Origin of the sequence: Stenotrophomonas sp. ZAC14A_NAIMI4_1 (assembly GCF_003086915.1) — a bacterium.
GTDB lineage: Bacteria > Pseudomonadota > Gammaproteobacteria > Xanthomonadales > Xanthomonadaceae > Stenotrophomonas.
The window spans coordinates 1,580,788-1,595,029 of record NZ_CP026002.1; the positions used below are offsets into that span (position 1 = coordinate 1,580,788).

At 69.3% G+C, this 14,242-nt stretch carries 9 protein-coding genes; 6 read left to right on the forward strand and 3 right to left on the reverse strand.

Going from position 1 to position 14,242, the window contains the following annotated elements; all coding sequences use genetic code 11:
* Positions 1 to 67: 67 nt before the first annotated feature.
* The gene (locus C1926_RS07320; protein WP_108758747.1) at positions 68 to 1,546 is read right to left on the reverse strand and encodes a leucyl aminopeptidase; all 1,479 of its coding nucleotides are present in this window, start codon (positions 1,544 to 1,546) and stop codon (positions 68 to 70) included.
* A gap of 104 nt (positions 1,547 to 1,650) precedes the next feature.
* Between C1926_RS07320 and lptF the strand changes: the two genes are divergently transcribed.
* The 3 genes from lptF to C1926_RS07335 all read left to right on the forward strand — a co-directional run bounded on the left by lptF (position 1,651) and on the right by C1926_RS07335 (position 4,766).
* Positions 1,651 to 2,733, forward strand: a complete 1,083-nt coding sequence (gene lptF, locus C1926_RS07325; protein WP_079220573.1) for an LPS export ABC transporter permease LptF — start codon at positions 1,651 to 1,653, stop codon at positions 2,731 to 2,733.
* The gene (gene lptG, locus C1926_RS07330) at positions 2,730 to 3,830 is read left to right on the forward strand and encodes an LPS export ABC transporter permease LptG (protein WP_108758748.1); all 1,101 of its coding nucleotides are present in this window, start codon (positions 2,730 to 2,732) and stop codon (positions 3,828 to 3,830) included. Before lptF ends, lptG begins: the two co-directional genes overlap by 4 nt.
* Positions 3,831 to 3,908: 78 nt before the next feature.
* Positions 3,909 to 4,766: a hypothetical protein gene (locus tag C1926_RS07335; protein ID WP_108760643.1), complete on the forward strand. Its 858-nt coding sequence runs from the start codon at positions 3,909 to 3,911 to the stop codon at positions 4,764 to 4,766.
* 93 nt (positions 4,767 to 4,859) lie between these two features.
* Here the strand turns inward: C1926_RS07335 and C1926_RS07340 are convergent, their stop codons facing one another.
* Positions 4,860 to 5,351: an RDD family protein gene (locus C1926_RS07340; protein WP_079220575.1), complete on the reverse strand. Its 492-nt coding sequence runs from the start codon at positions 5,349 to 5,351 to the stop codon at positions 4,860 to 4,862.
* Positions 5,352 to 5,407: 56 nt separating this feature from the next.
* On the opposite strand from C1926_RS07340, the gene xerD reads away from it, so the two are divergent.
* Positions 5,408 to 6,385 carry a site-specific tyrosine recombinase XerD gene (xerD, locus tag C1926_RS07345; protein ID WP_108758749.1) on the forward strand — a complete coding sequence of 326 codons (978 nt, stop codon included), beginning with the start codon at positions 5,408 to 5,410 and terminating at the stop codon, positions 6,383 to 6,385.
* A 98-nt stretch (positions 6,386 to 6,483) separates the two neighbouring features.
* On the forward strand, positions 6,484 to 7,269 hold the full coding sequence (locus C1926_RS07350) for a DsbC family protein (protein WP_108758750.1): 786 nt from the start codon (positions 6,484 to 6,486) through the stop codon (positions 7,267 to 7,269).
* Between the two features lie 115 nt (positions 7,270 to 7,384).
* Here the strand turns inward: C1926_RS07350 and C1926_RS07355 are convergent, their stop codons facing one another.
* Entirely contained in the window at positions 7,385 to 9,499 is a 2,115-nt protein-coding gene (locus tag C1926_RS07355; RefSeq protein ID WP_108758751.1) for a glycosyl hydrolase family 18 protein, read from the reverse strand.
* An 846-nt stretch (positions 9,500 to 10,345) separates the two neighbouring features.
* Here C1926_RS07355 and purL point away from each other — a divergent pair.
* Positions 10,346 to 14,230 carry a phosphoribosylformylglycinamidine synthase gene (purL, locus tag C1926_RS07360; protein WP_108758752.1) on the forward strand — a complete coding sequence of 1,295 codons (3,885 nt, stop codon included), beginning with the start codon at positions 10,346 to 10,348 and terminating at the stop codon, positions 14,228 to 14,230.
* Positions 14,231 to 14,242 lie beyond the last annotated feature (12 nt).

Sequence of the window (14,242 nt, forward strand, 5' to 3'; positions counted from 1 at the left end):
GGCATGCCGGGCGGGCAGGCCGGAGGATGCCCCGGCCGGCAGGTGCCGGCCAGGGGCAGGTACGGCATCAGGCGCGGGCGACCTGGTCCAGCAGCCACTGGCTCAGCAGGCCGACCGGGCGGCCGGTGGCCATGCCACGCTTGCCTTCATCGCTGGCCACGCCGGCGATGTCCAGGTGGGCCCAGCGCTGGCCTTCGGCAAAGCGCGACAGGAAGCAGCCGGCGGTGATGGCGCCGGCCCAGCGGCCGCCGATGTTGTAGACGTCGGCGAAGCTCGAATCCAGCATCGGCTGGTATTCGTCCCACAGCGGCAGGCGCCAGGCGCGGTCGAACACGTGCTCGCCGGCAGCCAGCAGCTCGTTGGCCAGGTCGTCGTGCTTGCTCATCAGGCCGGCGGTCTGGTGGCCCAGGGCAACCAGGCAGGCGCCGGTCAGGGTGGCCACGTCGACCAGCGCGGCCGGCTCGAAGCGCTGCGCGTAGGTCAGCGCGTCGCACAGGATCAGGCGGCCCTCGGCGTCGGTGTTGCCCACTTCGATGGTCTTGCCCGACATCGAGGTGATCACGTCGGACGGGCGGTAGGCATTGCCGTCGATGGCGTTTTCCACGGCCGGCACGACCACCACCAGGTTCAGCGGCAGCCTGGCCTTCACGGCGGCGACGAAGGTGCCGATGACGTTGGCGCCACCGCACATGTCGTACTTCATTTCCTCGATGCCGCCCTGGGTCTTCAGGTTGACGCCACCGGTATCGAAGGTGATGCCCTTGCCGACCAGCACGTACGGCTTGGCGTCGGCCGCACCGGTCCACTTCAGCACGACCAGGCGCGGGCGGTTGGCCGAGCCACGGGCCACGGCCAGCAGCGAGCCCATGCCCAGCGCTTCCATCTGGTGCTCGTCGAGGATCTCGGCCTCGGCGCCGTCGTGCTCGCCGGCGAACTTCACGCCCACTTCAGCCAGGTAGGCCGGGGTGCAGTAGTTCGGCGGCAGGTTGCCCAGTTCGCGGGCGAACTCGACACCGGCGGCGATGGCCTGGCCCTGGGCCAGGGCCTGGGCGTCGTCACCGGCAATGGCCAGCTGGGCCAGGCCGGCGTCGTCGGCCTTCTTCTTGCCCAGGGTGGCGGTGTAGCGGTAGGCGGCGTGGTCGGCGGCGATCACGGCCTGGCGGATCGCCCAGGCGGCGTCGCGGTCCTTGACGGCCACTTCGGACAGGGTGAACAGCGCGCTGCGGGCGGCGCCGGCCTTCAGCGCGCGCACGGCGTCGCCGACGGCCTTCAGGTACTGCGGCACGCCGAAACGGGCGGCTTCGCCCAGGCCGACCACCAGCACGCGCGGGGCGCTGACGCCCGGCAGGTCATGCAGCAGGGTGGTGGCGCCGGTCTTGCCGGACAGGTCGCCGCGCTGGGCCAGGGCGGCCAGGCGGCCACCGCTGGCGGCGTCCAGGGCCTGGGCGGCCGGGGTCAGGGAGTGGTCGGCATAGGCGCCGACGACCAGGCAGTCGACGCTGGCGGCGGCCGGAGCGAGGTGGTTCAGGGTGAATTCGAGGGCCATTGAGCAGATTCCATTGGCGAGTCCGTACAATCGCAGGCCGTTTACGCCCAGACAGTAGACTGGGCGGCACCGCGAACGAACCCCAGAGTTTAAACCACCGCCCCATGCTGAAGCTCGACCGATACCTGCTGGGCGATTTCGTCCAGAGTTTCCTGGCTACCCTGATCGTCCTGCTGGTCGTCAGCGTGGGCGGCGTGCTGGTGGACATCCTCGGCAACATCGCCGACGGACGTCTGCCGGCCAAGCTGCTGTTCTCGCAGCTGGGCCTGCAGTTCATCGCCTACATGCCGCTGATCCTGCCGCTGGCGCTGATGCTGGGCCTGCTGCTGGCCATTGGCCGCCTCTACCGCGATTCGGAGATGGCGGTGCTGACGGCCATCGGCGTTGGCCCCAAGCGCCTGCTGCGGCCACTGCTGATGCTGGTGGTGCCGGTGGTGCTGCTGGTCGGGGCCTGCTCGCTGTGGCTGGGCCCCTGGGCCGGCCGCACCGCCGAGCAGATGATTCAGGACGCCAACCGCAGCGTGCTGATGGCCGGCCTGGAGCCGGGCCGGTTCACCCCGCTGCCCAATGGCGGGGTGGTCTACCTGTCCTCGATCTCGCCCGATGGCACCACGCTGGGCCGGGTGTTCCTGCAGCGGCAGAAGGATGACCGCCTGGAAGTGGTGTCCGCTGCCGGTGGCCGCATGTTCTTCGAGGGCAAGCAGCAGCGCTTCCTGGAGCTGGACGATGGCCACCAGGTGGAAGGCCCGCTGGCCGGCGCGCTGGATTACCGGCTGGCCACCTTCGCCCGCAATGACGTGGCCCTGCCCGACGGCGCCCAGGCCAAGGCCGAGGATGACCCCGAGCTGATGCCGACCCTGCAGCTGCTGGGTGACGACCGGCCTGAGGCCAAGGCCCAGCTGCACCGCCGCATCGCCCCGCCGCTGATCGCCCTGGCCTTCGCCCTGCTGACCGTGCCGCTGGGCCGCAGCTCGCCGCGCCAGCAGCGCTACGGCCGCATGATGCTGGCCCTGCTGGCCTACATGGTGGGCACCAACCTGACCTTCATCGGCGCCGGCTGGATTGCCGACGGCCGCATTCCCGGCGCGCTGGGGCTGTGGTGGCTGACCCTGCCGCTGCTGGCGTTCGCCATCTGGATGTACGCGCGCGATGGCCGCCTGGCCCGCCCGAAGGGAGCCCGCGCATGAAGCTGCGTCCGATGCGTTTCGATGTCTACCTGGGCCGTGCGGTGTTCACCACCGTGCTGCTCACCTGGGCGGTGCTGACCGGCCTGGACGTAGTGATGGCCTTCTCCGGTGAGTTCAAGGACATCGGCAAGAACGGCTATTCGCTGGGCCATGCCGCGGCGTGGGTGCTGTATACCGTGCCCCGCCGTGCCTACACCTTCTTCCCGACCGCCGCGGTGATCGGCGCGCTGATGGGGCTGGGCCAGCTGGCTGCCACCTCCGAGCTGACCGCGCTGCGCGCGCTGGGCCTGTCGCGCAAACGCCTCAGCGTCTCGGTGGCGATCGCGCTGTCGCTGCTGACCGGCGTGATGGTGATCAGTGCCGAGACCATTGGCCCGTGGGGCCAGAACCGTGCCGATGCGCTGAAGATGAGTGCCAAGTGGGGCACCGATGTGACCACGGCCCGCTATTCGGGCCTGTGGGCGCGCGAGGGTGACACCTTCCTCAATGCCGCCACCGGCGAAGAGCAGCTGGTCGGTGACAAGGGCACGCGGCTGATCCTGCGTGACGTGCGCCTGTACCGCATCGCCGAGGATGGCAACATCGTCTCGCTCACCCATGCGGCCACCGCCGAGCACGACAAGGACGGCTGGGTGCTGACCGGGGTCAAGCGCGACACCTTCGCCGAGCGTGGCGCGACCCGCGAGGAAGCCGCACGCGAGGCCTGGGATTCCAAGCTGGACGCGGGCGCGCTGGCGACCGGCATCGCCAAGCCGCGCAACCTGAGCGTGTCCGAGCTGCGCACCAGCATCGAGTACCGCGAGCGCAACAACCTCGATGCCCGTGATTTCGAGGATGTCTACTGGAGCCGCTGGTTCTACCCGCTGAACGTGCTGGCGCTGTGCCTGGCCGCCGTGCCGTTCGCGTTCGGTTCGCTGCGCAGCGGTGGCATGGGCAAGCGCCTGTTCCTTGGCATCCTGTTCGCGCTGGGCTTCTGGCTGCTGCAGCTGTTCTTCGGGCGCATGGCCGGTGCGCTGAAATTCGATTACCGCATTGCCTACGCCTTGCCGCCCATCGTCATGCTGGCGGTGTCAGGCTGGCTGTTCCGGCGCAGGTAGCGCCGCCTTTCTTCACCGCGCGGGCGCATGCGGCGCCCGCACGCTCCACTCCAAGGATGAATACCTTCAAGGATGAACATGCTCTTCAATCGCCTGGTTCCTGTTGTCGCCGCCCTGTTGCTGCTGGTGGGCTGTTCGCGCCCGATCGATTTCGAGATCGACAACCCGACCGACGCACCGGTCACCCTGTCCATCGACGCGCAGGCGCACGTCATTCCGCCGCACACGGCCGTGCCCATCAGCCTGGAGCCTGGCGAGTACCGGCTGCAGAGCGAAAAGATCGGCACCGTGCGCATGGTGGTCTACGCCGGCGGCATCGGTGGCCTGATCAACCCGACGCTGGGCGAGTACGTGATCGTGACCGAGCAGTACGTCACCAGCAAAACCAACTCCGGCGGCCTGGCCTCCAAGGTCGAGCTGAATGATGTGGTGATCGACGGCCCGTACGTGAAGGCGACCGGCCTTTTCATTCCGCGCCGCTGGGATATCGGCCTGCTGGGCGAACTGCCGAGCGTGGTGATGTCCAACAGCCCGGACACCTCGTCTGATTACCGCACCAAGCTCTACAACGTGCCCGGCTTCTTCGAGTATCTGGATGCCGAGGACGATCTGCGCGCGGCCTTCGGCCCCGAGGGCTACCAGACGCCGGACGCCACGGTCGAGTACACCGCAGCCACCCTGCCGGAACTGCCCGCCGCCTTCGAGGCCAAGGGCAAGCCGATGCGCGAACTGTATGCGCAGTACCTGGCGGCCAGCGATGCCGGCGAGCAGAAGCGCCTGAAGAAGGCCAGCCTGAAGCTGTGGCAGGACTTCGGCACGGCCCGCGCGGCATTGAACGGCAAGATCCCGGTGCCCGACGACGTCAAGGCCACGGCGTTCTCGTTGCAGTTCTTCGAGCTGTGGGCGCAGCCAGCGGTGATCCTGCCGGAAGGCTGACCCGTAGCGTCGAGCTTGCTCGACGGCCGTGCACCGTAGTCGAGCAAGCTCGACTCTACGTAGGTAGCGCCGGGCCACGCCCGGCGGATGCTCTCAGCGCTTGGGCATGCGCACCAGGCGCGTGCCGCTGGCGCGGTCGTGCCAGGTCAGGCGCTGGCGATCCAGCCACGCCCACCAGAAGCCCAGCCCGCCCAGCAGCAGTGACAGCGTGGCCACCGCGAAGCGCAGCCACAGCTGGCGGCGACGCAGTGGCGTGCCATCGCGCGATTCCAGTTTCAGCCGCCACGGCCGCATGCCCAGCGTCTGCCCGCCGCGGCGCCAGCTGGCCGTGGCGTACCACCCGGTCACCGCCCAGCACACGGCCCACAGCAGCCATTGCCACGCACTGAACGGCGCGATGTTCTCGCGCTGGGCGTGGCCACTGAAGGTGTAGGCCAGGGTGAACAGCGTGCCGGCCAGCATCCACAGGGCCAGCACGGGCAAGGCGTCATAGACCATCGCCAGCACGCGCCACGGCAGCAGCGCACGCGGGCGGGGCGTTCCAGTGGCGGCCGCAGGGGCCGTGTCGGTGGCGGGCTGGGACATGCGCCGAGCATACGCAAAGCTGGCCGCGCCCGCAGTGGCCCTCGTATCCTGCACGCATGGCCGTCATTTCCACCCCCGCCGAACGCCGCCAGCTGGTCACCCAGCTGCCGGAACTGCGCGCCGCCGACAGCGTGCGCATCCAGCGTTTCCTCGATGCGATCTGGGCCGAGAACGGGCTGGCGCGCGCCACCCTGGACAGCTACCGGCGCGACCTGGAAGGCCTGGCGCGCTGGATGGATGGCCGCGAGGGCGGCCTGGCCGGCATCGAGCGCCCGGGCCTGTTCGATTACCTGGCCTGGCGCACCCGCCATGGCTGGTCGCCGCGCAGCAATGCGCGCCTGCTGTCGGCGCTGCGCGCGTTCTTCGCCGATGGCGTGCGCCGTGGCGAGCGCAACGAAGACCCCAGCGCGCTGCTGGATCCGCCCAAGCTGCCCCGCCTGCTGCCCAAGGCGCTGGCCGAAAGCCAGATCGATGCCTTGCTCGCCGCGCCGGACATCGACAGCCCGCTGGGGCTGCGCGACCGCGCCATGCTGGAACTGATGTATGCCGCCGGCTTGCGCGTGAGCGAGCTGGTGCTGCTGCCGGCCACCGCGGTCAACCTGCGCCAGGGCGTGCTGCGGGTGACCGGCAAGGGCAGCAAGGAACGCCTGGTGCCGCTGGGCGAGGAATCGCAGCACTGGCTGGAGCGTTACCTGCAGCAGTCGCGGCCGCAGCTGGTCGGCAAGGGCAAGGTGCACGCGCTGGCCGATGGGCAGACGCCGCTGTTCATCGAGCCCAGCCTGCATGCGCTGACCCGGCAGGCGTTCTGGCACCTGGTCAAGCGCCATGCGCAGGTGGCCGGCATCGACCCGGCGCGGATCAGCCCGCACGGCCTGCGCCACAGCTTCGCCACCCATCTGTTGAACCGTGGCGCCGACCTGCGCGCGCTGCAGATGCTGCTGGGCCACAGTTCGCTGTCCACCACCCAGATCTACACCCTGGTCGCGCGCGAACACCTGCAGAAGCTGCACGCCCGGCACCATCCGCGCGGCTGAACGGCCAACGCCGGCAGGGATGCCGTACGTGCGCACGGTCGCGGCCCGTCACGTGGGCCTGTGTCAGAATCCGGGGTCTGATTCCCAGCGGATTGCCCATGTTCCGATTTGCCATCGCTGCATTGTTCAGTGCGGTCAGCCTGACCGCCTGCGCCCAGCCGGCGCCGCCGGCCGCCAAGGCACCTGCCGCTGCTGCCAAGGCCGGTCCGGCCGCGCCTGCGGGTTCACCCGAACAGGCCGTACGTGCCGCACTGACCGCGCTCAACCCGGGCTTCGAAGTCGATTATGTCGGCGCGGCACCGTTCCCCGGTTTCCGCGAAGTTGTCGTTTCCGGCCAGCTGCTGTACGTCTCCGATGACGGCCGTTACCTGTTCCAGTCGCAGCCGTATGACACCCGCGAGAAGGCCCCGGCCAACAGCGAAGGCCTGCTGGGCTACCGCCGCCAGCTGCTGGCCAAGGCCAACCATGGCGACCGCATCGTGTTCGCCGCGCCCAACGCCAAGTACACCATCAGCGTGTTCACCGATATCGAGTGCGGCTACTGCCGCAAGCTGCACCAGGACATCGCCGAGCTCAACCGCAACGGCATCACCGTCGAATACCTGGCCTTCCCGCGCATGGGCCTGGGCAGCAAGGACTACACCGACATGATCTCGGTCTGGTGCGCGGCGGATCGCCGCCAGGCGCTGACCAATGCCAAGCGCGGCGGCAGCGTGCCGGCCAAGAACTGCACCAACCCGGTGGCCATGCAGTACACGCTGGGCCAGCGCCTGGGCGTCAACGGCACGCCCGCGATCTTCGCCCCCGACGGCACCCAGCTGGGCGGTTACCTGCCGCCGGCGCAGCTGCGTGCGGCGCTGGAGAAGCTGTCGGCCAAGCGCTGACCGCTTTCCCTGTAGAGCCGAGCCCATGCTCGGCTGCGGAAGCATCAGCCGAGCATGGGCTCGGCTCTACAGCTGGGAAGCCGGGAATGCGTCTCGCATCCCCGGCTTTTCCTGCTTATTTCAGGCCATCACTGACCGCCTTGGTCAACGTGCCCTGTGCATCGTCGCCACTGAACTCCCAGACGAACGCGCCGCCCAGGCCCTGCGTTTTCACGTAGCCCATCTTGCGGGTGATGTTGGCCGGGGTGTCGAAGCTCCACAGCGTGCTGCCGTTGTAGATCCACGTGGCACCGGCGGTGTTGTCGGTGTAACCGGGCCAGGCCAGGTTCTTCAGCACCTTCCAGTCTTCGATGCCGGCCTCGTAGGTCCCCGGCGCAGCACCGCCGGCGGTCTGGTACATGCCGTTGTTGCCGCTGGCCACGCCGGTCCAGCCACGGCCGTAGTAACCGATGCCGAGGTTGAGCTTGGCCGACGGCACACCGCGGCTGATGAAGGCCTCGATGGCGTCGTTGCTGTTGTAGAGCTTCTGGTCGCCGGTGGACGGATCATTGGGCGAGTCGAACAGCGCGGACTGGTGATTGGTCTTCGCATCCCACGCGCCGTGGAAGTCGTAGGTCATCACGTTGATGTAGTCCAGGTACGGGTGGTACGCGGCCGGGTCGGTGACGCGGACCTTGTCGATGCCCGCACCCACGGCCACGGTCAGCAGCAGGCCCGGGCGCACCGCATCGAGCTGGCGGCGGAATTCGGCCATCAGCGCGGTGAAGTTGGCGTTGTCCTCCGGCTTGCCGCACTCGATGCCACACGCCACCGGGTACTCCCAGTCGATGTCGATGCCATCGAACACGCCAAGTGCCGCCGCTGCGCCACCGGCACCATCGGTCACCGGCAGGTTGCCCTTGATGTAGGCATCGATGCAGGAGGCGACGAAGGCCTGGCGGTTTTCCGGGCGTGCGGCACTGGAGAAGCCGCGCGACCAGGTCCAGCCACCCAGCGAGATCAGCACCTTCAGGTCCGGGTACTTGGCCTTCAGCTGCTTGAGCTGGTTCCAGTTGCCGCGCAGCGGCTGGTCCCAGGTATCGGCGCTGCCGCTGACGCTCTCACCGGCAGCGAAGGCCTTGCTGTAATCGGCGAACGCATCGCCACCGGCACCGGTGTTCGGGTCCGACGGCTGGGTGGTGCCTACTTCGCAGCGGTTGTTGCGCACGTTGCCGAAGGCGTAGTTGATGTGGGTCAGGCGCGCGGCCGAACCACTGCTGTCGATGTTCTTCACCCGGTAGTTGCGGCCGTAGATGCCCCATTGGGTGAAGTAGCCGATGACCCGCTTGCCGGTGCCGCCGCCGCTGCCGGCCAGGGTGGTGGCGCTGACCGTGCTGCCCTGCGCCGACGCGTTGCCGGCATTGTCGCGGGCACGGATGCGGTAGCTGTAGGTGGTCGAAGCGGTCAGCCCGCCATCGACGTAGCTGGCGCTGGATGGCGAGCCGACCAGGCTGCCGTTGCGGTACACGTCGTAGCCGGCCAGGCCGCTGCCACCGGTGTTGTCGGTGGACGGGCTCCAGCTGAGCGCGATGCTGCTGGCAGTGCGGGTGCCCACCGCCAGGCCGCCGGGCACGCTGGGTGCGGTGGTATCGCCGCTGGCCGCGTTGACGGTGATGGTGATGGTGGGGGTGCTGGTGGTGGCGTTGTTGTTGTCGGTGGCCACCGCGCGCAGGGTGTGGCTGCCGGCGCTGGCGTTGGCCCAGCTGGCGCTGTACGGCGCGCTGGTGTCCACCCCGATCGAGCTGCCATCGCGGAAGAACTCGACCTTGCTGACGCTGCCGTCCGGGTCGCTGGCATTGGCGTTCACGGTGATCGTGCTGCCGGCGCTGAAGGTGGCGCCGTTGGCGGGCGAAGTCAGGCTGACCACCGGCGGCTGGTTGGCGCCGCTGCCGTCACAGGCACCGAGATTGGTGTAGTAGGGCGCCCCGGCCGGATGGTCCGGCGGCGCGTTCCAGATGTCCTGGTTCGCCCGGTACAGGACCCCTCCCTTCTGCAGGGTGTCGCCGGCCCGGTAGATCTTGGCCTGGTCCCACTGCGCAACGCCGGCACAGCTGGCGGCCTGGGCCAGGCCGGGCAGGGCGGCAGCCCCGGCGGCCAGGGCCAGCAGCCAGGCCAGGCGGCGCGGGCGGAGGGAGCGGGAGGAGCGTTCGGCACTGCGTACATCGGCACTCTGCACAAGCTTGTCGTACATGGTGTGTCTCCGACTTCCGGTGGCGCGCGGGCCGGATGGCACCGCGCGTGACGCAGGTCCGGACATCGCCCGGGGAAGGGCGACGGTGGGGGCGGACGGGGTACCTGGCTGGCCGGGGAGAGAGTCCGGGGCCAAGTGGGGACAACGTTGTCATCAATTGACCGGGCAATCCGTGAGCGAGCGCATGGTTCCGGGATTCGGGTATTCCGGCATTCCGGCGAAGAGCGGCGCTGGCGCGCGGTTGGCTGCCATCGGCGGGGCCCCCTCGTGGCTGGGGGGCGGATTACTTGGGTTGGCCGGGCGGGTGGGTTGCGCAGGGGACGCCGTGAATCCGTCCCTGGAGGCTCGGTCGCCGCATCCATGCGGCTCACGCCCCTGCGCAACCCACCCGCCCGGCCACGGACAGGTTCCTGCGCGCGCCAGCCACGAAAGACAAAAGAAAATTCAAAAGCAAAAGCCGGTCGCTGCGCTCGTGATGCCTGATTTCCTGCTTTTGATCTGTTTCCCCGTTGCCGGCCAGCGGCCGGCACTACCAAACGGCATCCACGCATGGCGTGGATCTACTGGCCACCGGGAAACTGTCGAAGGCGGGGTGGCTCAGGTTGCGGGGGCGTGAGCGCCATGGATGGCGCGACCGAGGCTACATGGACGTACTTGCGCCGTCCCCCGCAACCTGAGCCACCCCGCCATCCCCAGGAAACCCGCTGTTGCCGTTGCTCTGGCGGTTGCTCCGGCCGTTGCCCTGGCTTGGGCGCCTCTGCGGGTGCCGGGCGCCGCCCGGCCAAAGACCCTCCCCCCGGTTCCGGTACAATGTCGGGCCCGTTTCCCAACTACGGTTCCCCGGACATGATGGTCCTCGAGGGCGCGCCCGCCCTGTCGCTGTTCCGCCGCGAACGCCTTGAATCCCGCCTGCAGTCCATCGCTCCCTCCCTGCGCATCAGCGGTGCCTGGCACGTCTACTTCGTCCAGCCCGAAGGCACGGCCACCCCCGACGTGGCCACCCTGTGCCGCATCCTGGAAGCCCAGCCGCAGGCCGAGGCCGTCGCCGACGGCGCCGTCAGCCGCATCGTCGTGCCCCGCCTGGGCACCCTGTCGCCCTGGTCCAGCAAGGCCACCGAACTGGTCCGCGGTGCCGGCCAGCCGGTCAGCCGGGTCGAGCGCGGCCTGCGCATCGATGTGCAGGGCTGGCCGACCGATGCCGCCGCCCAGCAGGCGCTGGTCAAGGCCCTGCATGACCCGATGACGCAGTCGGTGCTGGAAACCGTGCAGCAGGGCCAGGCCCTGTTCACCACGCCGGCCCGGGGTGAACTGGAACGCGTGCCGGTGGACCAGCTGGAGGCCGCCAACCAGCGCCTCGGCCTGGCCATGGCCCAGGACGAGATCGACTACCTGCGCGAACGCTTCACCGCGCTGGGCCGCTCGCCGTCCGACGTCGAACTGATGATGTTCGCGCAGGCCAACTCCGAACACTGCCGCCACAAGATCTTCAACGCCAGCTGGACCATCGACGGCCAGGAACAGGACCGTTCGCTGTTCCGGATGATCAAGAACACCCACCAGCAGACCCCGCAGCACACGCTCAGCGCGTACAGCGACAATGCCGCGGTGATCGAAGGCCACCCGGCCTCGCGCTACCGCCCCGATCCGGCCAGCGGCGAGTACCGCCGCGAACCGCAGGTGCCCAGCGCCTTCCAGATCAAGGTGGAAACGCACAACCATCCGACCGCGATCGCGCCGTTCCCGGGCGCCTCGACCGGCAACGGTGGCGAGATCCGCGACGAAGGCGCAACCGGTCGTGGCGGCAAGCCGAAGGCCGGCCTGAGTGGTTTCTCGGTCTCGCACCTGCGCATTCCCGAGCTGCCGCAGCCGTGGGAAGCGCCGCGCGCGCTGAACCCGCGCATGGCGCCGGCGCTGGAAATCATGACCGACGGCCCGCTCGGCGGCGCCGCGTTCAACAACGAGTTCGGCCGCCCGAACCTGCTCGGCTACTTCCGCAGCTTCGAGCTGCCCGAAGGCGCCGACCTGGTCCGTGCCTACGACAAGCCGATCATGCTGGCCGGCGGCCTCGGTGCGATCGATCGCATCCAGGTCGACAAGATCCCGCTGCAGGCCGGTGATGCGGTCATCGTGCTGGGTGGCCCGGCGATGCTGATCGGCCTGGGTGGTGGTGCCGCCAGTTCGGTGGCCTCCGGCGAAAGCGCCGAGGACCTCGACTTCGCCAGCGTGCAGCGCGACAACCCGGAAATGGAACGCCGCTGCCAGGAGGTCATCGACCGCTGCGTGGCGATGGGCGCCAACAACCCGATCAAGTTCTTCCACGACGTCGGTGCCGGTGGCCTGTCCAATGCCATCCCCGAACTGCTGCACGACTCCAGCGTCGGCGGCGTCATCGACCTGGGCAAGGTGCCCACCGATGACCCCTCGCTGTCGCCGATGCAGCTGTGGTGCAACGAGTCGCAGGAACGCTACGTGCTGGGCGTGGCCCAGGAGCGCCTGGCCGAGTTCGCCGCGCTGTGTGCCCGCGAGCGCTGCCCGTTCGCCGCGGTCGGCGTGGCTACCGCCGAGGAACACCTGGTGGTGGCCTACGGCGCCGTGCCCGGCCACACCCCGGCCGATGCACCGATCGACCTGCCGATGGACGTGCTGTTCGGCAAGCCGCCGAAGATGCACCGCGACACCGCGCACCCGCCGGCACCGCGCTGGCCGGCGCTGAAGACCGGTGGCCTGGACCTGCAGGAAGCGGGCCTGCGCGTGCTCGCGCACCCGACCGTGGCCTCGAAGAACTTCCTGGTCACCATCGGCGACCGCAGCGTGGGCGGCCTGACCGCACGCGAACAGATGGTCGGCCCGTGGCAGCTGCCGGTGGCCGACGTGGCCATCACCCTGGCCGACTTCGACGGCGTGGCGGGCGAAGCCATGTCGCTGGGCGAGCGCACCCCGCTGGCCCTGCTCGACGCCGCCGCCTCGGCACGCATGGCGGTCGGCGAGGCGCTGACCAACCTGTGCGCGGCGCCGGTCGACGCACTGGATGAAATCAAGCTGTCGGCGAACTGGATGGCCGCCGCCGGCCACCCGGGCGAAGACGCGCTGCTGTACGACGCGGTGAAGGCCGTGGGCATGGAACTGTGCCCGCAGCTGGACATCAGCATCCCGGTCGGCAAGGACTCGCTGTCGATGCAGGCGCAGTGGCACGACCAGGGCGAAGCCCACAAGAGCGTGTCGCCGGTGTCGCTGGTCATCTCGGCGTTCGCGCCGGTGGCCGACGTGCGCCAGCAGCTGACGCCGCTGCTCGACCGCGACGTGGACAGCGAGCTGTGGCTGATCGGCCTCGGTGCCGGCAAGCAGCGCCTGGGCGGCTCGATCCTGGCCCAGGTGCATGCCGACCATGGCGACCTGCCGGCGTTTGCCGGTGCCGCACCGGACCTGGATGACCCGCAGCGCCTGCGTGGCTTCTTCGAGCTGATCCGTGATGCGCGCCAGGCCGGCCTGCTGCTGGCCTACCACGACCGCAGCGATGGCGGTGCCTTCGCCGCGCTGTGCGAAATGGCCTTCACCTCGCGCCTGGGCCTGGACATCACCCTCGATGCCTGGGGCGACGATCCGTTCCGCAGCCTGTTCAACGAAGAGCTGGGCGCGGTGGTGCAGATCGCCCGCGAAGACCGTGCGGCCTTCGCCGACCTGGTCGAGCGCCATGCACTGATCGAATGCGCGCAGCGCATCGCCAAGCCGACCACTGCACCGGTGGTGCGCGTGTCGCTGGGCGGCGAAAACCTGGCCGAGTGGCGCTGGGAAGCGTTGTTCGATGCCTGGTGGTCGGTCACCCATGCCATGCAGAAGCGCCGTGACAACCCGGACAATGCCGATGCCGAGCGTGACGTCGCCCGTGCCTTCAACGCGCCGGGCCTGAAGCCCAGGCTCAGCTTCGACCTCAACGAGGACGTGGCCGCACCGTTCATCAGCACCGGCGCGCGTCCGCGCGTGGCCGTGCTGCGCGAACAGGGCGTCAACGGCCAGATCGAAATGGCCAACGCCTTCGAACGTGCCGGCTTCAGCGCTTTCGACGTGCACATGAGCGACCTGATCGAAGGCCGCGTGGCGCTGCAGGACTTCGCCGGCCTGGTGGCCTGTGGTGGCTTCAGCTACGGCGATGTGCTCGGTGCCGGCCGCGGCTGGGCGACCTCGATCCTCGAGCGCAGCGCGCTGCGCGATGCCTTCGCCGCGTTCTTCGCCCGCGAAGACAGCTTCGCCCTGGGCGTGTGCAACGGCTGCCAGATGATGAGCCAGCTGAAGGACATCATCCCCGGTGCCGAGCACTGGCCGCAGTTCCGCCGCAACGCCAGCGAGCAGTTCGAAGCCCGTACCGCGCTGCTGGAAGTGGTGGAGTCGCCGTCGATCCTGCTGCGTGGCATGGCCGGTTCGCGCCTGCAGGTGGCGGTGGCGCATGGCGAAGGCCAGGCCGTGTTCGACAACACCGTGGACCAGGCGACCGCCCGCGTGGCGCTGCGCTACGTCGATGGCAACGGCAACGTCGCCAGCCAGTACCCGCTGAACCCGAACGGTTCGCCGGACGGCATCACCGGCCTGACCAGCACCGACGGCCGCGTCACCATCATGATGCCGCACCCGGAACGCACCCCGCGCGCGCTCAACCTGAGCTGGGCCCCGGCCGAGTGGCAGGGTGACTCGCCGTGGATGCGCATGTTCCGCAACGCCCGAGTGTGGTGCGGCTGACGGCGTATCCGC